We start from the raw sequence: 19,951 nt of genomic DNA on the forward strand, positions 1-19,951 counted from the left end.
ATGAATAAGTGCCCCCAAATCAATTTTGAAAACTTCTTTTTCAGTTGGTTATATAAGTCAGTTTGAATCATTATTTCCTTGGATTACCTGTTCATTTTTTGTTCCTCTTAAGAGGATGTAAATGAAAAGCACGACCATAACACCGGAACCCACTCCCATGGCTTGTTGCCAACCAGAAATAAATGACTCTTTTGCAATAGTTACTAATAGTTCCTTTTGGTCTCCGGTACTTGGTGCAATTATCTGCGCATGGACTAACCCTTCCTTTGCCTTTGTAATTATTATTTCAGAGAATCCATTTAGCTTTTCGCCTATTGCCGATTTGTATCCAGCTGTTACCAAAGGACCCAAAAGTGCAATACCTAAAGCCGTACCTAATTCTCTTGTAATATCATTTAGTGCGGAAGCCACTCCTTGACGGTCATCAGGTAGAGAAGATGTGATTGCTTCTGTAGATGGTGTCATTGAAAACCCCATTCCTACCCCCATCACAATTAAACCTGAAAGTATAGATAAATAGCCCGTTTCAACAGAAACTAAAACAGCCATCAACATTGCTCCTAAAGCACCCAATCCAATACCGGTTGCCATGGTAATTTTACTTCCGATTATAGATACAAATTTTGGGGCAAGTCCTGAACTGATCATCATTAAAACGGCCAATGGCATCATCGCCAAAGTAGAACGCAATCCTGACCAACCTAAAACCCCTTGAAAGAATGGGAACAGGACAATGAATATCCCTGCCTGTACGCCAAATACAATTAACAAAGTTATCGAACCACTTGAGAGGCCCCTTTCACGGAATAATCGTATATCCAAAAGAGGAACTTGCTGTTGCAATTCCCAAATAATAAATCCAATAACCCCAGTAATCCCAGTCGCCAGACTAATCAAAACAGAAGGTGTACGAAATCCTTGGGATGGTAGTTCGTGTAATGCGTAGATGATTCCAACGGCTGCCATAACTGAAAGGATAGAACCTAATATGTCAAATTTGTGCACCACCTTTTCTACAGAATTAGGGACAAAACGTATGGTCATCACAATGGAAATTGCCGCAAGAATTACCGGTAAAATGAATAACCATCGCCAAGTTGCAATATCTACAAGCAAGGCAGAAAGGTACATACCTAAAATACCACCACCTCCTGCAACAGCTGTCCAGATGCCAATTGCTTTTGAGCGTTTTTCGGAAGGGAATGTGGAGGTAATAACGGCAAGGGTAACCGGCATTATCATGGCTGCTCCAATTCCTGTCAGAAAGCGGGCAAATATCATTATTGTTGCACTAGTTGCTATACCCGAAAGTACACTTGATACTCCAAAAAGTGCGAGTCCCGTCACTAACATTGTTTTTCTCCCGAGTCGGTCGCCTATCGCACCCAAAGGGAGCAGCAATGCTGCCAGCGTAAGGGTATAGATATTTATCATCCATAGCACCGTATTTTGGGACGCATTAAACTCAAGAGCCAGCATGGGTTGAGCTACATTTAATCCGCTCACCGACGCAATAACTGCCACAAGCGCTATACATACCGCAATTAGAATATGTTTTAGATGCGGATGCTTATGCTGACTAGCAACTTGTTGCTCATTTTCTTTTAAAATTATTGTATTCATTTCTTGTCTCTGATTATCTGCTAATTATTTACACACTTTATCTTCCAATACATCACACTTAAATCCAGCTTGGATAAGCATTGAAATGATTTTATCACCATTTATTTTGTTCCCAGATACTCGCAGTATGGTATGCCCACAGGGATAAAGCAGGTCCGTTTCATTTAAATCAAACCTGATTTCAAGGGTAGGAAATCTCTTTTCAAGCTGCTTTTGCAGGAGTCCTACCTGTAAGTTGCTATCGACATCGGTTATATAAACCTCAATCTTCTTTTGATTCAATGTTTTTGTCATTCGGCCTTAAATCTTTTGGCAAAGATAGAATTAGATTTCATTAATGCGACAAGGTCGCATTAAATTAATGCGAATTTGTCGCATTAAATTATTTTCACCACATTTGCGGAGTAATGAAAAGAAGAAATACGCTAGCAAAAGAGGCCGTCCTAACTGTTTTAAGTGAATCAAAAAAGGCTATGAGTCAAGACGCAATTGTTAAAAAATTGGCGGTCGATATTGACAGAGCAACCGTTTACCGAATCTTAAACCGATTTTGTGATGATGAGATAGTGCATAGAATTGTAGCAGACGATGGAAAACAGTATTTCGCCATGTGTGTCAAATGCGATGAGAATACCATACCCGATAACCATTTCCATTTTCGATGCATAAAATGTGAAACTATAGAATGTATGCCCTCTATAGTTGAATTTTCAGCTCCGGAAAAATACAATGTCCAACGTATGAATTGTGTTCTGATCGGCGTTTGTAAGGATTGTAATTAATTGGTTCTTTATCAATGTTCTGTTTTACTTTAAAAAATTGGGGTTGGTATTAGTATCAATAAGGTCCGGTTTGCATGTGCAAAGTGACAGTAAAATACCTAGTTGCGCTGTAGGGGTAGTTTTTTTTAACTAAAAAGAGTGATTTATATTAATGATAAGCTTCATAATCGCTTAGTATGAGGTAATTATTTCACATCAAGCGATTATGAGGAATTGGAAATTATGGAACTTTCAGACAATCCTCCTTCTTCTTGACTCCTCCCATTGCTCTTTACCATGCCTTCTCAATACCTTACACTCCACATCCATGCTTGGTTTCTTTTGATAGAAGTCTGGATAAACTCTCTGACTAGATCCTGATATTCGGCTCCCGATAACTCTTTCCCTTTCATTTTTTTGGGCAGGCTGATAATTTCTTCCGGTTCCCCAAAATTGATTTTCTCTGCCTCCACGATAAGCATGCCGTCGTTAATGTCATAGGCCAAAATCAAACCCGGAAGTCCGAATTGTTCCTCAGGACCGACTGGAACAGGTATGTCGGAAGCGAACCAAGCAGTGATCTTTTGTCCTTTAATGCTGTCTTCAGCCACAGCCTTCATACACATGTGTCCAAGAATATCCCGAATCTCATTCATTACCCTCCATTTTGGAGCATTTAGGCTATCACGAACTAAGTAAGTTTTGCCCATTTGATCCATGTATTTCAGAGAGGTCTGTTCTGTTAGATTATTTTCAATAAAATAGTCTTCCACTTGCCAAGAATAGCTGCTTACTTCATAGGGTTCACCGTAAGTATAGATGCTTTTTTCTGGCCAAAACTGGAGTTTCATCCTGGTGCTGTACCCATCAGGGTTACTCCAGGTTAGTAGAATTCGGTCCTTTTCCTGTTGGGTGATGTGGGGCAGGTTGGAATAGATTTTATCATAGAAAATCCGGTATCGGTATTCTACTTCACCAACAATATTTTGTGCTCTTAATCCTGTGGAAATCAGTATTAGCAGAATGGTTCTTAGATATTTTATTTTCATGTGTTTATATTTTGATTTTGAGCGCTCATCCCGAATAGTCAGGGCAGGCTATGGAATACCCTTTGATAATCGTGCACCTGTGTGTCGACCGTTCGACATGGGCATTTCATTGTTGTTAAGGTTGGTTAGCTGCTTTTTAAAATTGTCTGTTTTTTTTCACCTCTACACCCCGCATATTGTAGGTCACTCCTAGCAGGAAATATCTTGATAGTGTTTCAATCCTTCCAGTGGACACGTAGTTTTGGCCTGCATACTGGCTGATGGTTTGATTTTGCTTGAAGATGTCATAAGCGGATAGTCTGACTTCCCATTTTTTAGCCTTGCCAAGTAGTTTATATACGAATGCGTTGAGGATAGGTACTTTCTGATCAAATCCAAAGCTTTCGTTTTCATATCGGCTGTAGTTAAACTTCACATCCAAGTAAAAATCTTTGGGGAGTTTTATGTTCATATTACTATAAGCACTCCAATTTATTATATCCTGGTTTTGGGAAGGGTTTTGTTCATATTTGGTTTTGCTCAGGCGGAAGGATGATCCGGTATAAAGGCTGAACCATTCCAAAGGGGTTAGGTTTAAGTTTAGCCCAAAGTTATGGCTATACGTTTCGGTCTCTGTCTCAATGGAGTTGATGAGCGAAAGACTTTTAGAATAAGAAGGATTTGCCGATAAGAATGCGGTAGCCTTCGTTTTTACAATAGGAAAACCAAAACTTAGATAGGGGTAATAACGCTGTCCACCTGAAACATTTCCTGCTTTGTAGGTAGTGACAAAGGTTTCGGGGTCTATGGTCTGATTTTGAACAACTTGATTCTGGTAGAATGTTGAATTGAATGAAAACTGCAAACTTATAAAGGTGGCAGGATCATACATACTATATCCTGTATTGAAAGAATGGGATACCTGGGGCTCCAGATCAGGATTTCCTTCACGTATATACAATGGATTTGATATATCCTTGTATGGTTGCAGGTCCGCAATATTTGGGGGAGTGACGGCCATGTTATAGCTTGCGTTGATCCGCTTATTGCCTTTCATTGTTTTCCAGTAAGTCGCATTAGGGGTGAGATTGAGGTAATTCTTATCCACCCGGCCTAATATCTCACTATCTTCTACCACTGAAAACTGTCCATTCAATCGGTAGTTGGAAGCGGCTAAACCCACGCTTAAGTTAGAGCCTTTGTTAGCATATCGGATGCTGGAACCTAACCTATTGTAAGTAATTGTGTTGTCAAAAAATCGACTTAGGTCTGGATTTAGTTCTTGGGTATCACTTGATTCCACATCGTATACTTGTCGGTTTGTTTCACTCGTTGACTGGCTAAAATTGTAGAATGTTTCCCAGAAAAATACTTTTTTGATGGGCTCAACAAAGAGTAAGCTTGATTTGATCAGGTTAGAACTATTCAGTGACTGGTTTAATTGATCCAAGTTTCGGAAATAGGTATTTGGATCTGTTGAGTTCATCAAATCTACAACGGATTTTTGGGTGCCTTCCTGGTCTTCTCCTTGCTCCAAGTATCACTTATGCTTGCAGCAAAGTTTCGTCCGCTCTTTTTGAATTTATGCCTATATATTGCTGTTCCCTGAAAGGCTCCTGACCATCTATCCGATTGGTTGTCCCGATCCATTTGGCTTTGCTCTGTGCTGCTGCGTATTAGCTCCTGGTGGCTGAACAATGATGTAGTGAGTGAACTTAGCCTTCCCTTTGCGTTAATAGTAATGGTGTTGGCGCTGTCCAATTCATTTTGAAAACGAAGGTTTACCCGATGGTGCCCTGCCATGTTATTTTGTAAGCTTTGATCAGTGGAAGTGAAGGATGTATTGTCCTGTAGGAAGTTTGTCCTACTGTTGAAGCCCTCTATTGTTTGGTCACTGCGGCTGTAGAAGTAGTTGCTACTGAAATCCTTCTTATCCTTGAGGTAGTTATAATTGATACCAATGGCTTGGTTGTTGGAGTAGCCTGAGTTGAGGTTGTTGAAGGGGATTTCAAAGGATTCCCCATTGTCCCCGCCTGAAATTGAAATAATATTAATCCCACCGCTTCCATTAAACCCAAAGTCCCCAGTGTCTCCAAATTGGAAAGCACTGCTCCCCCTAAACTCCTGCAGGTCGTCCCAACTCAGACCTGATTGGTCGACATTATTGCCATAGCCAATAATTGAAAATTGGTTTACTTTATCAAATTTATTAAAAGAAGCATTTGAGCTCCATCTTCCATCTGTTCCCCCTGCAGCTGAAAGCTTGCCAAAACCTCCCTTTTTAGCCTCCTCCTTCAACTCAACATTTAGGGTTTTTTCCTTCACTCCATCCTCCACACCTGTGAGTTTGGCCTGCTCTGACTTGTCATCAAATAGTTGAAGCTTGCTTATTGACTCTGCATTCAAATTTTGTGTTGCCATTTTGGTATTTCCTCCAAAAAAACGCCTTCCATCTATTGTTACCTTTTGCACTTGTTGCCCTTGGGCAACTATATTCCCATCCTTGTCAATCTCTATCCCCGGAAGCTTGCGGAGCAATTCTTCTAGAGTGGCTCCAGGTGGTACTTTAAATTTGCTGGCATCGTACTCAAGGGTATCTCCCCGCATCATCAACGGCGCTTTGGCGGCTTTTACCACCACCTCATAGAGTTCCTGTAAAATGGGCATCAGGTGGATCTCTTCCACTTCCAGATCCCCTGATTCGGGAAGAACAAGTTCCTTTTGAATAGGAAGGTAGCCCATATAAGTAGCTTTGATGAGCAGCGGCTGTTTATCTACGCTTTTGAATTGGTACTCTCCGTCTTTATTAGTCAGGGTATACGCCACAAGTGCCGAGTCTTTTGGACTAAGTAATAGCACAGAGGTGTAGTCAAGCGGTGTATCGGTGGTGTCTTTCACCACTCCCCGAATATTAAGTTTGGATTGGGCATGGGAGGCAAAAGTGATGAAAGCCAGAAGAAGGCATGAAATGAGGAATTTCATTGTTTTCAGATTTATATTTTTAACAATAATTTTCTTGACTAAAAACCATCCCACTATTCCCTACCCATCCATCCTTATATGGTGAATTGCATGTATGAGATAATAAGCTCAGGATTAATCGCACAGTTGTTCAATCCATCTGAAAAAGTTGAAGATTGGCGACCATTATTTTCTCGCACCCCTTACCTGACCTTCTTAAATATTACTCTTGAGCCTTAAATTCTAATAGTATATATCCCCTGACTCACTTCTCTTCTCCTCGAATAGCTATCACTTTAAACAAATCAAAAACCGCTTCAAATAAGCAGTACCTTTCTACGAAAAAGTTGCAAATACTTAATTCGTATTCTTATGACTATTTTCTTACTACGAGTATAGTAATAATTAGAATAATAGCAACAAACTAATTTGTTAAATAATGTTATTAGGGGCGGAGTCTATGAGAATAACCCTGAGGTGAAAGGTGGCAAATACCTCTTGCTACCATTTGAATTTTTGAAAAACTGATTTAACTCAAATGAAAACGAAGGTGAAAATCAAATCAGTCAGATAAAAAAATAGCGCTCTATAATTAACATATTGAGAGTAAAATCTAAATTTTTAATTCCCTACTAGCAAGCACTTACAAGTTAAATAATTCCGAATATTTGTAAGCCAATTGATCCATTACCTCGATATTTTAGTACTTAATTATCACTACCTCATCCCTCAGCAAAGAACCACCCTATAGCAGAGAAATTAGACACCACTTCAGGAGAAGAAACCTCCCAAGCTCCTTTAAAGTCATTCATCAAAGTGAGTTCTCCATTCCTGGGCACAGTAATCATCCGTATTCGATCAGAATTTGCTTTTACTATCGCATCATTACCCCCGGCCACGGGCTGTGATTTACATCCTTTGAAAGGCATTTCCATATTGGATTGTCCTGATAAAAACCAGACTTCTCCAACCAATACATTTTTAATCTAATGTTCATCTTCACCATCACTTATGGTAATGGTATAAGGCCCTCCAGCTTCAGGAGTAGAAATTTTAGTTCTCCATTCACCATTTGTACCTGCCTCAAACGTGAGGCTCTCATCAAGCCAGGACGCAGAAAGCGTCACTTTTGAGTCGGGTTTCGCCCAGCCCCAGATCGGAACAGTCATCTTTTGTTGCAGCCCCATATTATCTGAAAATAGTGAGGGCATACTTAACCTCAGCGTAGCTGGAACTGACAATTAAGGTTAACAGATAAAATGTACTAAATAGCTTATATATTAAAATTCTCATAGTCGGTGATTACAATTTCATTCCTTCTACCAGCTCTCCTAACTTCTTGTACTGCTCATATTTAATTTTATAGGCAGATTCAAATTGCATATTGGGGGTGTAAATGGCATCAAATCCAGGCCCCATAGTCTCAATTGCCTCGTCCAGAGAATTAACTAATCCTGATGCTGTGGCTGCATACATCGCTGCTCCTAATGCAGGAGTCTGTGTGGAAGCGGTGACTTTAATAGTACGCCCCAAAATATCCGCCATAGTCTGCATTACATATGACGATTTATTAGCTACTCCACCTATAGCTATAACTTCCTCAATCAGCAATCCTTCCTCTTCAAACCTGTCAATAATACGCTTAGAACCAAAACAAAGAGATTCCACTAATCCCTTAAATACCTGTGCAGCACTAGTTCCCATGGTGAGTTCTGCGAGAACGCCTTTTAAAGATTCATCAGCATCTGGAGACCTCCTCCCGTTTATCCAATCCAACGCGAGTATATCCTGTGAGAATCCTTTCAATTTTTCTGCTTCTCCTGACAAATTTGAAAGCATAGAATCCTGTAATTCATCCATAAGAATCCTTTTTGTCTCCTCATTTATACAATTACTCCTTTGTATGATATTCATACTAGGTTTAAGAACAAAACTCGCAAAACCAGGCTAAAACATCTCCGAATCCGGCCTGCCCTGCTTCCAAGCCATAATAGCCAGGCATTATAGACCCATCAACCTGACCACAAATACCTCTTACTAAATGTTTTCCTAAAGCTTTTTCAGAGGCTATTAACATATCACAAGTAGAGGTTCCTATTACTTTAACTAATGTGTTTTCAGTGATACCTGCTCCAATAGCACCTGCGTGTGCATCAATGATCCCCACTGCCACTACCGTATTTTCGGATAACCCTAATTTTATTGCCCACTCCTGGGAGATAGTCCCAGCTGATTCAACTGAAGTAAAGGTTTGCGAGGAAATATTATCTCTTAATTCAGCCAATTGTGGATCCAATAAGGTTAAAAATTCTTTGGGAGGAAGCCCATCCCAGTCTTCATGCCACATCGCTTTATGGCCTGCTGCACATCGACTTCTTTTCATTGTCCCCAAACTTGTACCTGTAAGCACTCGGGTGATATAATCACAGTGCTCCACCCAAGAAACTGCCGCATTTTTGACCTCCTTATCTTTTCGACCAATAGAAAGAATTTTAGCCCAAAACCATTCAGAGGAATAGATTCCACCGGAGTATTTTGTAAAATCCTCTCCACCCCAAGTCTTTGCCAGGTGGGTAATTTCCTCAGCTTCCGGTATGGCTGAATGATCTTTCCATAAGATCATCATCGCATTAGGATTTTCAGCAAATTCCTCGCTTAAGGCTAAGGATTCTCCATTTGCATCTACTGGCATGGGAGATGACCCCGTAGTATCCACACATATCGCTTTGATCTGGGAGTTATGAATTCCTGATTCTTTGACTATAGCAGAAATAGTAAATTCTAAGCCTTCAAGATGATCCAGCGGATGTTGCCTAAATTGATTGCTTTGCTCCTCGCAATAAAGTCGTTTTTGCCAGCGTGGATAAGTATAAACAGCACTGGATATGACTTCCCCGTTACTTGTAGCTACCAATATGGCACGGACGGAGTCTGTCCCATAATCTAGACCTATTACATAGTTACTCATGAGCTTATGTTGTTATTTTTTGAAAAAAGGCCAGTAAGTAGGAATCCCACAATAAAAATCGTCAAGGTTCCCATTACGATTGTGAGGTTGGTGTGCAATGTATTTTGAAATCCTTCCAGGCTGGTTCCATTAAATAGAACCGGAGAAAGGCTCATCCATCCGATGACCACAACGCCACAAAGTACTCCGATTGCCGCCGCCTTACTGGAAGCTTTCTTTACTACAAATCCAAGTAAAAACAAGCCTAGAATACCTCCGCTAAATATTGATGAAAGCGCCCACCAAGCTTCCAATGCACTGGTAACTCCGTTGAAAGCCAAGGCTACAACAATCGCCAATCCCCCCATCACGAAAGAACTAATCAGCAACACTCGCATTGACTGTTTCTCTGTGGTGTTTTTATGGAGGTATTTTTTATAATGATCTGAAAGAAAAACGGTAGCTGAACTATTGATACTCGTAGATACAGTACTCATACCTGCCGCAAAAATGGAGGCAATCAAAATCCCAGTTACTCCTGAAGGAAGTCCCGAAACGATGAAATAAGGAAATACTTTATCTGCATTCTCAGCGAGATGCAATTCAGCAGGAAGCAGTTCTGGAAATGCCTGATAATAAGAAAACAAAGCAGTTCCTATAAAGAAAAACAGCAAGGAAACGGGCACATAGAGCAAACTCCCAAACCAGGTGGAGATTTTATCGCTTCTTTCTCAGTTCTGGCCGTGATGTAGCGTTGAATATAACTTTGGTCAATCCCAAAATTCTGAAGATTGATAAACAGTCCGTAGATTAAAATCATCCAAAAGGTTGATTCCACAAAATTGAATTTAAAACTACCCAAACTAAATTTATCAGCTTCTGCTGCTATAGTAATCACTTCTCCAGGGCCATTTGGCATAGAAAATAGAATTACTCCAAGACAAAGCAAGGCTCCCGCAATCAGGACAATTCCTTGAATCGCATCTGTCCAGATTACCGCCTCTATGCCTCCTAGCATGGCATATACCATTACACTTATTCCTGTACAAATGATAATCAAAGGAATGCTCCAGCCAAATAAGGCATTCATAGGCAAAGCCAACAAATACATTATTGCTCCCATTCTAGCTAACTGTGTTAACAAATAACAAATGGAAGCATATACTCTGGCCCAGGAACCAAAACGTGTTTCTAAGTAGTAATAGGCTGATTCACTCTTCAGGTTTCGGTAAAGTGGGACAAAATATTTGACAGCAAAAAATGCGGCCAATGGAATAGAAAGACTAAACACAAATCCATTCCAATTGGACAGGTAGGCATTTCCAGGTAAAGCCAAGAAACTAATACTGCTGACGAAAGTGGCAAATATACTCATGCCGATCGCCCAACTCGGAAGTCGGCCTCCTCCTGTGGTGTATTCTAAGGCAGTTCTTTTCTTGAAGGAAAAGGAAATTCCAAACAAGACAATAGCAGCCATGTAAACAAGAAATACTACTAAATCGATGATAGGTAAATCCATTTGTGGGAAGGTATTTTGGGTTTGGGTTTGGGAAAGCAGAGAAACTTTAATTTCCCTATGAAAAAGTGCGCGATTAAACCAAATCGAGCTTCAGACCTAATTTAAGCTTAGCTAAAATTACTTTTACTTTTTCAGCTTCTTCGGGAGAAAAAGGATAAAGTGGAGCAGCAAACTCAGCCTGGCAAAGCCCCATAAATGATAGTGCTGTTTTGAGCCCTTTCATGTAACTGGATTTGTACCCACCTACCTGGTAAATGTTTTGGCTAATTTCCATTACTCGCTGTTGCAATTCAAAAATCTTCTCAAAATCCCTATTTACAGCAGCATCATAGAGTTGTACATAGAGTTGAGGAAACATATTGGCTCCACCACACACTCCTCCGTCACTTCCCATCAAAACTGTTTCTGCCATCATTTCTTCGGGCCCTACCATTAGCACAAAGTCTTTATGATCTCTAAATGCATAGCACAAGGACTGGAAATAAACTGCATGGGCAGAACTGTCTTTCAAACCAATAATGCGCTGATGTTCTGCTAATCTAACAGCGGTATCCATCTCAATAGTCAGTTTAGTATGAGATGGCATATTGTAGAGAAACATAGGAATGGATATCGCATCTGCCAATTGAAGGTAATATTGAATCAATTCCTTTTGGTCAATATTATTGTAAAAAGGAGGTGCTACTACTACAGCATTAGCACCCGCTTTAGCTGAGAACTCAGCCAAAGCTATACTCTCTTCAATGGATACATCTGTTATGCCTACGAGTACCGGAACTCTCCCGGCAACTTGACTACATGTTTGAGTGATTAAATTTCTGCGTGTTTGATAACTCAAACCAGAGAATTCACCGGTAGTTCCCAAGATAAAAATACCATGAACTCCGCCGGAAATAAGATGTTCAATCAGTTTCTTAACCGATGTGGTATCCAAAGAACCATCAGCGTTCAAGGGGGTAACCATCGGTGGTACAATACCTTTTAAAGGCGAATTTAATGTTGAAAGTAACGACATACTACTTGTTTAATAGGTTTGAAAGATCTAGTGTGAAAATTTGATAAAAAGCCTCGCCATTCATCCCAACTTTTCTGTTGTAAGCGATTTTGTGGCCCTGGTTTGACCAATTAATATTACTTAGTGATAAACTATTTTCACGAGATGATGCTATAAGTCTAGTAGAACCATCATCAACCTTTGTGATATATAGTTTATCCTTTGACCCATAGGCCAAGTAGTTCCCATCTGAACTAAGAGAAAAATCCGTATCCGCAGAAAAATCATTACTTGTGACAGCAGCTATTTTTCCACTTGAAGGTGATACGGAATATATCTGAACTATTCCAGCATCATCCTTTTGATAGAAATAGATAGCGCTTCCATCAGGAGAACTCCTTAACCACTGTCTAGGACCTTGGACTCCCGGATACTTATTGTCTGCTGAGAAAGTTAGTCTCCGCTGCATCACTCCAGCTGGAATGGAAGGCAGACTCTGTCTTGCTTCCTGCGCTCACTGTTTTTATCATACTATGTATGTCATCTGGTATATCGCCTATAAATACTTCCGTTACTTTCTCGCCTGATTCAGAAATCACATCTCCCAAAAAAGCCATTGCACGCTTTTGAATGGTTCCATCCGGCTTAGTATAGCCAGCATCTCCAACCCAGCATTCTTCGTAAGCTTTACTTATTTCATCTGATCCTGCTTGGGATTAAGGGTTACTTCTGCAAGCAAAAAAGCAAATCCATTCCCGTCAAAATTCTCTTCATTGTTTTCACCTAAAATAGATATGCGCTTGCCGAGTAGAAATGCACCTACAGTTCTTAAATCATGTACTTTAGGATTGGATAATGACTCCTCTGCTAATACGGCATCATTATAAGTGAAACTAATTATTTGGCCGTCTGAGCTATAGGAATAAGCATGAGAACCTCCACGCAAAGCCCCCTGAGTAAAGGGAGGCACCACATCCCTTGCCTCTAAGGGAGAGAATTCATTATCATTTTCAAGATTTACCTGCATAGCAATGCGCCTTGTAAATCCATATGGGGTACCCTCGGATGCATTATTCAGACCATTGATAAAAACAATTTCTTTTTTTGAAGGATGAAATGAAACCGCCCCAGCACCAGGAACCATAAGCAGATTGATTAGGCAGGTTATAAACTGTTTCCACGCGCTTTGTAGCAAGATGAACAAGTTGAATACTTCCATTTTCGCCTATCTTGGAATCATCATTTCTATTGTCAAAGACTAAATATTCATCATCTGGAGAAAATGCCTGTCGCTGGTTTAAAAAGTGCCCATTAGTATTTTTTGTCAATTGGATTACCTGAAGATTTTCAATTGAACCTTCATTGGAATTACTTGTCATAGTTGAATTTGGGGGACTGCATTGCACCGTTGAAAAAAGTAAACTTAGAAGGATAATAAGTCTTCTATATACTTTTAAATATTCAAATTGACTACCAAAATTGGTAGGTAGTAGAACCAGATTGGTTATAAAGTCAAAATCGATTTTTAAAATATTTTATTTACTTAATTCACGTTTAAACAAAATAAACATGCCTATCAACTCTCCCTTTAGAATCTATTTCCACTCTTCTGGGTCAAATAAAGTTGCTGCGATATACCTATATGGCTCTGCTCCATCTGTATTGACATTATTCCAATAATAAATAATCAACAACTTCCCATCTTCTCTCTGAATCATCCGAGGGTAACCTACGTCTTTGTTAGCACCATCTCCACTTCTCAATATAATTTCATCTCCCCAAGATTCTCCATTATCTGCACTAAAACGGACATGAACTCTAGATCCAAATTCGCTTCTGTGTATATAGCCTAACGCCAATCTACCATCTTTCAATTTGACCAATGCAGGTGGAGATCCACCTGTACCTGTGTCTGACACAGGGTCTACTAATCTACTCCAAGAGTTCCCGTTATTATTTGAAACATAACTAGAAATCAAATTTTGACCATTTTCGTACCTAGTTCTAATTGTGGTCAACCACGTATTTTCATCTAATTTGATAGAAGAAGGCATGATATCAAATCCTCCATGCTCAGCGGTAATCCATGAAACCAAATTCCAATTTAGACCTCCATCCTGTGTTCTCACAAAGGCAACTCTTCCCTCTTTTGAGTTAGATTTTGCAGTTGTTACAAAAGCGCTCAACGTTTGTCTTCCCTCAACATGGTAATCGGTTCTATTTGCTAACCCAGATGTCCCCATATTTGGAAACACATAAGGTCCATCCCATTGGTTTCCTTTATCCTCAGAATAATAAAAATGACTAGGACCATCGTGATTATTATGTCTTAAAAAGGTCAAAAGGAAACCCTCAGATGTAAAATCTGGCATAGATTCCAGTAAGATTTTTGGAGTTTCAGCTCTAGCAGCACTTATATTATTGTCATGCCCCCAAGCTTTTTGCCCCATAGAATAGGCATCATTGATCTCCCATGTCTCTCCTCCATCAAAACTTCTGGCATACTGATTTTCTGCAGTATTAGGGTGGTCGGTGTGGAGGCCCTGGTTGAGTTTGCTTAAATGATGCTTTTAACAAAACCTACCAATATCTCATCTCCCCAATTCGATATTCCATGATTTGCTGGCCATCCTGCATATTGCCCCTCTTCTTTAAAAATCACTTTATGTTCGATAAACTTATCAGATTGAGCTTGTGTGGGGGTTATTACCGCTATTATTGAAGATACAGTAAGTGTTACTATTCCTACTAAATATCGCATTATCATTTCTGGTTAATTTCTAATTTAAAAATTACTTGGATCGACTACTGCATACTTTACAGACCTTCTGTTGTAAGTATAAGTGATATGGACCAACCCATCTGATGCCTGAATTATAGAAGGATAGGCATATCCATCTTCAACAGGAATATTCTCCAAGGTCAATACTGGCTTCCAGTCTCTTCCATTCTCTGATATAGCAAGGTTCAGAATGTTTCTGCCTTTTGGCTGATTACCCTCTTTGGTGGAGTGATTGTAAACTAATAGCTGTCGCCCATCTTTCAATGTAACTGCGTCGGTCCCAGAATTGGGATTTGGTAAATCTAATGCAGTCATTTCTCCCCAAGTTTCACCTTCATCTTCAGACCAAATCTGGGAAAGGACATCTTGCTTTGTTCTGGAAATCGCCTGAATTCTTCCATCAGAATAGCTCAAAACACTTGGTTGGATTGCATCAAATTTTACCCCGTCATGAACTGGCCCAATCATTCTCCAAGTTTCACCTCCATCATCACTTAGTTCAAAATATACTTTCCAATCCTGTTCGTCATCATTTATTATGTATTCCAGGCTAGTAGGATTGATAATTCTGCCAGACGCAAGTTGAACAGGCTTATTTTTTACAGGACCTATTATATGACCGATTGTAGGATCTTCCCCAAGTTTTTGTGGTTTTGACCAGGTTTTGCCGTTGTCTTCTGATACAATAAGCATTCCCCACCACGTTGTCGGGCTAGGTCCAACTTTATAAAACAGCATTAAAGGCTTCCCTTCTGGTTGAAATAAAACAGGGTTCCAGCAAGGATATCGAAGGGTATCATTTTGTATACCATTCACTATTTCTTCAGGCCAGCTCCACTCTCCATTTATCAAGCGGGAAACTCTAATTCCTACATCAGGGTTGTTTTCGTGAGTTCCTCCAAAAAAAGCAGAAACAATACCTTCTGGAGTTTCTATTAGAGTTGAAGCGTGTACCTGAGGAGTAGGTCTATTATCAAGTTGATATATCAACTCAGACTTAATCAAGCCTCCTTCTCCAGGTTTAGCCATAGGAGGTAAATAATATTTACCAGTGATATCATTGGGAATTTGCTGTGCTGATCCCAAAACTGGGATCAGCATAACAAATAAGGCCGCTATTAAATTGCGCATTTTGGAAGTCATAAGTTAAATAGATTAATAGCCAGGGTTTTGTTCCAAATCCGCACCAAGGTTAGCATCTATTGCTACCTGAGGAATTGGCCAAAGACCATTGTAATCCTGGATGGTATTACGCGAGCTCTCCAAAAGCCCATATTTTCGTACTCTCTCTACCAGCTTGCCCATTCTGATTAGGGTACGCCTTCTAGGTTCTTCAAACAATAGTTCGCGGGCTCTTTCATCCAAAATTAAGTCTAAAGACAAATCGTTTCCGGATATTAATTTGGCTTTAGCGCGACTTCTTAAAGCATTTATATCTTCAGCAGCTTTGCTGACATCACCTTTCCTAAAATAGGCTTCAGCTCTAAGTAAATATGTCTCAGCAAGTCTGTATACATACACATCTTTAGAAGTTCGGCCTGATGTATTATTCAAATTCCATGGCTCCCCTTCAATTTTACGGGGGTATGAATACATACTTCTAAGTGTATCTTCTGCAGCTGTTCTCTGTGGGACTAATTGTCCAAAATACTGGGATTTTGGGTTATTAAAATAAAAATCCCTACGCATATTAAATTCCGAATTCCTAATATCATTTTCATCATTCCAAATTTCGTACAGACTATAAATAGTACCTCGAACTCGACCTACACCTCTACCCATTTCATTCGTCGGTACATTAGGCATTCCATTTGGATCAGTTATTTTGACGAAGAAAGGCCCAAAATTTCTTACAGCCTGATTGCCATCACGGGTACCTCCTCCTCCGGCGGTGAAACTCTCGAATTGCCAAACATATAGTGATTCCATATTGCCTGAACTTCTATTGAAATTTCCATCCTTAAATAAGTCAGAGAAAACATCTCCAGGTTGATCCTGACTAGTTCCGAATCGAGAAGTCATCAACTTATATTCCCCTGAATCAATCACACGAGAAGCACTCTCGATGGCCTTATCAAATTCGCCCAAACTAATATATATCTCTGTAAGTAAATGGTTTGCTACACCTTTACTAATCCTTCCTGGTTTAGTTTGATCAGCTGAGGGCAACCAATTGGCAGCAAACTCTAAATCTTTTTTCGCAAATTCATATACCTTTTGACGCTCTTCTCTAACGTAGTCATATTTTGGAACATTGAGAATAGTATCTACTATAGGAACATCCCCATAAAGGTTCGCCAGAAAGTTATGCGTATACGCTCTATAAAATTTAGCTTCTGCTATCAATGCATTTTTCTGAGCTTCATTTACCCAAATGCCATTATTCTCTTCTTTATTGGCGTAAACTATAACGGTATTGGCTTGTGGCAACATGGTTCCATATGCCCAGTTCCAATTTCTATTTACCTCAGGGGTTACAGAAGTTAAATAGGATATCCAATTTCTATAAGTGAAGTATTCTGCTCCTGCATCCTCCCCTACATCAGTTCCAGGAAAATTGGTAATGAAAAAGGTATTATCGTCCTGAGAATACTCTTCTCTGGCTGCCCAGGACAGCCCTGTCATGTAAGTTTCAAATCCAGCCACGGACACCAAAGTGTTATCTGCACTTAAAGAAGAAAGTGGTTCTTCAAATAAGAAATCATCGTTACAGGATAAAAGTAAGGTCAGGAAACATATTCCCAAGAACTTAATTCCCTTACTAGTGTTTTTATATATTTTCATTTGTCTAGTCATTAAAGATTAAGAAGAAAGAATTAGAATGAGACATTCAGTCCAATCAAAAATGTTTTCGGCATTGGATATAGATTATCGCTACCCTGCTCGCTAGTATAAGCACCGCCGTTTTCTGGATCTGTGCCCAACCAATCTGTAATGACCCCTAAATTCTTGCCTGTCATGTAGACTTTCAACCCGTTGATTTTCAATTTATCAAGCATCGATTGACTAAAGTCATAAGAGAAAGTCACATCCCTAAGTCGGATAAAATCTCTACTAGCATACCAATTAGTCTGAAGAGGATTAGAATATACTAGGGAAGGCCTTGTATTAGATTGATTTTCAGCTGTCCACCATCCCGCATCATATTGTCCCAAACTGCGTCCAGGTACTAACGGGTTGATCAGATTGAACGGAGCAATCCAGCCTTGCATAGCATTAACAAAAACTGAAAGGGAGAAATTATTATAACTAAAGTTGTTTCTCAAACCGAACTGGAACTTTGGGATATTCCCTGACCCAACTACTGTACGATCATCGGTATTAATCTTACCATCTCCATTCAAATCTTTTACTCTAACAAAACCAGGTTGCGAACCTGCAGGAATATCGTCATCCCCTTCTTGATAGATACCATCAAATTCATAGTCATAATATGAATTGATCGGATTCCCGATAAACCAGCTGTTTGCAATATTATCATCCTCACGCCCATCTCCATCCAAGTCCGTATTGAACAGATGGACTATTTTATTTTGATTATGGGAAAAGGTAAAGTCAGTACTCCAATTGAAGCTTTGATGCCTGACATTGTCAGTTGATAATGATACCTCAATTCCTCTGTTGTTGACTTCACCCACGTTGGTTAAAATACTTGTATAGCCATTCATAACCGGGATATTACGTCTTACCAAAAGGTTTTCTGTATTACTATTATAATACTCTATAGTACCTGCAATTCTACGTTGGAAAAGTTCAAAATCTACCGCAAAATTTGCTGTTTTGGTAGTCTCCCATGTAAGGTCATCATTACCTAAAGTAGATGTTACCACCCCTAAGCTGCTGCTTCCTCCATCCCCAAAGACATATCGATTAGTGGAAGATAAAGTAAGTGACTGATACGGTTCTATTGCTTGATTACCCCCACCGCACCGTAAGAAGCTCTTAATTTAAGCATATCAAAAAATTCCAGATCTCTCATGAATCCTTCATCTGTAACAGTCATCCACGCTAAGGAACCAGATGGAAAGGTGGCGTACTTATTATTTACAGAGAAAACAGAGCTACCATCCTTTCGGGCTGTAAGCGTCAATAAATAACGCCCTTTAAATTGGTAATTAACTCTTGCCATATAGGAGACCATATCCACAGCATAAGCTGAGGAACTTATACGCTGTATTTCTCCAAGCCCTAGGTTATTATACCCTAAAACATCCACATTAAACTGTTCTCCCGAAGCAAGTGTCGATTCCGCTTCTACGTGATTTCTCCCAAAAAGCAGGGTGACGTCAAAATTATGATTTTCACCAATCGCCTTACTGTACGTTACTATATTTTCTAGCACCCAATTGTATTGTCTTTCATTAAGCTTTCTTGCAGATGTGTTGTTGAACGATACATTTTTATCTTGATGCATAAAATTATAAGCGTGGTTCCACTGGAAACTAGGAGAGAAATTCACACGGTAAGAAAGACCATTTAGGAAGGGAGCATCCACCTGAGCAAAAAAATTGCTAAACAGATTTTCCCGTTTTTCGTACCATCATCAGATAGCAAAGATGTCCGCATTGGGTTGGCAGCTGCTTGCTCATCAGGAACTGGAAATTGGGTTGGTGAACCGTCCTCATAATACATAGTACCAAGTGGACTAATCCGATATGCATCTCGGATACTCGCACTCACTCCAGAAAGATCCCTGTGTGAAAACATAGTATTCGTACCTATTTGTAGCCAAGGTTTTATAGTAGTGGTGATGTTAGCTCGAAATGTGCTTCTCTTGATTATCATCATAGATCAGTCCTTTATCATCACTCATTGAAGCTGAAATGAAATAGTTTGTGGCTTTAGATCTACCGGAAATATTGAGATCTATAGAGCTAGTTTTTCCTTGTTGGGAAATTTCTTCCATGGGTTTATTGATTTCCCATTCTCCAAATTTTCAGCTTCAGTAGTTGATAAGTAATTGGAAATGGAATTCGGGTCAGACGGCAATCCAGATTGAGTTCTCCAATCAAGTCTTCTTTGAATATACCTTCAGGACTAAGTAATTTCAGTTCAGAAGCCCATTCAGAAATACCAGTATAACTAGTAAGACTAATGGAAGGAGTCTCGGTAGTTCCTCCTTTGGAAGTTATTAAAATAACACCATTGGCAGCTCTTGAACCATAAATGGCTGTTGAACTCGCATCTTTCAAAATCTCCATGGATTTAATATCCCGTGGACTAATATCATTGAGGTTTCCACTAAAAATTATACCGTCTAAAACAATTAATGGGCTGTTGGATCCGCTTAGAGAATTTTGACCTCTAATTAATAAGTTCCCAACTTGTCCGGGCCT

24 protein-coding genes and 1 pseudogene are annotated in these 19,951 nt (G+C 39.7%); 1 reads left to right on the top strand and 24 read right to left on the bottom strand.

Annotated features, from left to right (window positions below; all coding sequences use genetic code 11):
• Positions 1-57 precede the first annotated feature (57 nt).
• Positions 58-1,623: an MFS transporter gene (locus tag AC0L6R_RS03840; protein WP_473270006.1), complete on the bottom strand. Its 1,566-nt coding sequence runs from the start codon at positions 1,621-1,623 to the stop codon at positions 58-60.
• Between the two features lie 24 nt (positions 1,624-1,647).
• Positions 1,648-1,917: a hypothetical protein gene (locus tag AC0L6R_RS03845; protein WP_473270007.1), complete on the bottom strand. Its 270-nt coding sequence runs from the start codon at positions 1,915-1,917 to the stop codon at positions 1,648-1,650.
• A 113-nt stretch (positions 1,918-2,030) separates the two neighbouring features.
• Between AC0L6R_RS03845 and AC0L6R_RS03850 the strand changes: the two genes are divergently transcribed.
• Positions 2,031-2,405 carry a Fur family transcriptional regulator gene (locus tag AC0L6R_RS03850; protein WP_473270008.1) on the top strand — a complete coding sequence of 125 codons (375 nt, stop codon included), beginning with the start codon at positions 2,031-2,033 and terminating at the stop codon, positions 2,403-2,405.
• 284 nt (positions 2,406-2,689) lie between these two features.
• On the opposite strand, the gene AC0L6R_RS03855 is transcribed toward AC0L6R_RS03850, so the two are convergent.
• From AC0L6R_RS03855 to AC0L6R_RS03960, 22 genes and pseudogenes are all read right to left on the bottom strand, one after another.
• Entirely contained in the window at positions 2,690-3,433 is a 744-nt protein-coding gene (locus AC0L6R_RS03855; protein WP_473270009.1) for a GLPGLI family protein, read from the bottom strand.
• Positions 3,434-3,569: 136 nt separating this feature from the next.
• Positions 3,570-4,949: an outer membrane beta-barrel protein gene (locus AC0L6R_RS03860; protein WP_473270010.1), complete on the bottom strand. Its 1,380-nt coding sequence runs from the start codon at positions 4,947-4,949 to the stop codon at positions 3,570-3,572.
• Positions 4,904-6,394, bottom strand: coding sequence for a carboxypeptidase regulatory-like domain-containing protein (locus AC0L6R_RS03865; RefSeq protein WP_473270011.1), 1,491 nt, complete (start codon positions 6,392-6,394; stop codon positions 4,904-4,906). Before AC0L6R_RS03865 ends, AC0L6R_RS03860 begins: the two co-directional genes overlap by 46 nt.
• Before the next feature lie 701 nt (positions 6,395-7,095).
• Positions 7,096-7,347, bottom strand: coding sequence for a hypothetical protein (locus AC0L6R_RS03870; protein ID WP_473270012.1), 252 nt, complete (start codon positions 7,345-7,347; stop codon positions 7,096-7,098).
• A gap of 12 nt (positions 7,348-7,359) precedes the next feature.
• Positions 7,360-7,584 carry a hypothetical protein gene (locus AC0L6R_RS03875; RefSeq protein WP_473270013.1) on the bottom strand — a complete coding sequence of 75 codons (225 nt, stop codon included), beginning with the start codon at positions 7,582-7,584 and terminating at the stop codon, positions 7,360-7,362.
• A 91-nt stretch (positions 7,585-7,675) separates the two neighbouring features.
• Positions 7,676-8,233 carry an FGGY-family carbohydrate kinase gene (locus AC0L6R_RS03880; RefSeq protein ID WP_473270014.1) on the bottom strand — a complete coding sequence of 186 codons (558 nt, stop codon included), beginning with the start codon at positions 8,231-8,233 and terminating at the stop codon, positions 7,676-7,678.
• Between the two features lie 61 nt (positions 8,234-8,294).
• The gene (locus tag AC0L6R_RS03885) at positions 8,295-9,341 is read right to left on the bottom strand and encodes a ribulokinase (protein WP_473270015.1); all 1,047 of its coding nucleotides are present in this window, start codon (positions 9,339-9,341) and stop codon (positions 8,295-8,297) included.
• Positions 9,338-10,839: pseudogene (locus AC0L6R_RS03890) on the bottom strand (sodium:solute symporter family protein). Before AC0L6R_RS03890 ends, AC0L6R_RS03885 begins: the two are co-directional and overlap by 4 nt.
• Positions 10,840-10,912: 73 nt before the next feature.
• Positions 10,913-11,854 (bottom strand): dihydrodipicolinate synthase family protein, encoded by a 942-nt coding sequence (locus tag AC0L6R_RS03895; protein WP_473270016.1) that lies wholly within the window; start codon positions 11,852-11,854, stop codon positions 10,913-10,915.
• Position 11,855: 1 nt separating this feature from the next.
• Positions 11,856-12,302 carry a TolB family protein gene (locus AC0L6R_RS03900; protein WP_473270017.1) on the bottom strand — a complete coding sequence of 149 codons (447 nt, stop codon included), beginning with the start codon at positions 12,300-12,302 and terminating at the stop codon, positions 11,856-11,858.
• Positions 12,268-12,450 carry a hypothetical protein gene (locus AC0L6R_RS03905; protein ID WP_473270018.1) on the bottom strand — a complete coding sequence of 61 codons (183 nt, stop codon included), beginning with the start codon at positions 12,448-12,450 and terminating at the stop codon, positions 12,268-12,270. Before AC0L6R_RS03905 ends, AC0L6R_RS03900 begins: the two co-directional genes overlap by 35 nt.
• 74 nt (positions 12,451-12,524) lie before the next feature.
• Complete coding sequence (locus AC0L6R_RS03910) at positions 12,525-12,977, bottom strand: DUF3748 domain-containing protein (RefSeq protein ID WP_473270019.1); 453 nt, start codon at positions 12,975-12,977, stop codon at positions 12,525-12,527.
• Complete coding sequence (locus AC0L6R_RS03915) at positions 12,904-13,212, bottom strand: hypothetical protein (RefSeq protein WP_473270035.1); 309 nt, start codon at positions 13,210-13,212, stop codon at positions 12,904-12,906. The genes AC0L6R_RS03910 and AC0L6R_RS03915 overlap by 74 nt, the downstream gene beginning before the upstream one ends.
• A 216-nt stretch (positions 13,213-13,428) precedes the next feature.
• Positions 13,429-14,283 carry a sialidase family protein gene (locus AC0L6R_RS03920; protein ID WP_473270020.1) on the bottom strand — a complete coding sequence of 285 codons (855 nt, stop codon included), beginning with the start codon at positions 14,281-14,283 and terminating at the stop codon, positions 13,429-13,431.
• Positions 14,284-14,390: 107 nt separating this feature from the next.
• The gene (locus tag AC0L6R_RS03925; protein ID WP_473270021.1) at positions 14,391-14,594 is read right to left on the bottom strand and encodes a hypothetical protein; all 204 of its coding nucleotides are present in this window, start codon (positions 14,592-14,594) and stop codon (positions 14,391-14,393) included.
• Between the two features lie 24 nt (positions 14,595-14,618).
• The gene (locus AC0L6R_RS03930; protein WP_473270022.1) at positions 14,619-15,746 is read right to left on the bottom strand and encodes a sialidase family protein; all 1,128 of its coding nucleotides are present in this window, start codon (positions 15,744-15,746) and stop codon (positions 14,619-14,621) included.
• Between the two features lie 24 nt (positions 15,747-15,770).
• On the bottom strand, positions 15,771-17,399 hold the full coding sequence (locus AC0L6R_RS03935; RefSeq protein ID WP_473270023.1) for a RagB/SusD family nutrient uptake outer membrane protein: 1,629 nt from the start codon (positions 17,397-17,399) through the stop codon (positions 15,771-15,773).
• 32 nt (positions 17,400-17,431) lie between these two features.
• The gene (locus tag AC0L6R_RS03940; protein WP_473270024.1) at positions 17,432-18,445 is read right to left on the bottom strand and encodes a hypothetical protein; all 1,014 of its coding nucleotides are present in this window, start codon (positions 18,443-18,445) and stop codon (positions 17,432-17,434) included.
• 74 nt (positions 18,446-18,519) lie between these two features.
• The gene (locus AC0L6R_RS03945; protein ID WP_473270025.1) at positions 18,520-19,110 is read right to left on the bottom strand and encodes a TonB-dependent receptor domain-containing protein; all 591 of its coding nucleotides are present in this window, start codon (positions 19,108-19,110) and stop codon (positions 18,520-18,522) included.
• Entirely contained in the window at positions 19,092-19,322 is a 231-nt protein-coding gene (locus AC0L6R_RS03950; RefSeq protein ID WP_473270026.1) for a hypothetical protein, read from the bottom strand. The genes AC0L6R_RS03945 and AC0L6R_RS03950 overlap by 19 nt, the downstream gene beginning before the upstream one ends.
• A gap of 46 nt (positions 19,323-19,368) precedes the next feature.
• Positions 19,369-19,521, bottom strand: a complete 153-nt coding sequence (locus AC0L6R_RS03955; RefSeq protein WP_473270027.1) for a hypothetical protein — start codon at positions 19,519-19,521, stop codon at positions 19,369-19,371.
• 4 nt (positions 19,522-19,525) lie between these two features.
• On the bottom strand, positions 19,526-19,951 hold a 426-nt coding region (locus tag AC0L6R_RS03960; protein ID WP_473270028.1), incomplete at its 5' end, for a TonB-dependent receptor plug domain-containing protein.

The organism is Algoriphagus sp. 10J20-15, from assembly GCF_055809615.1.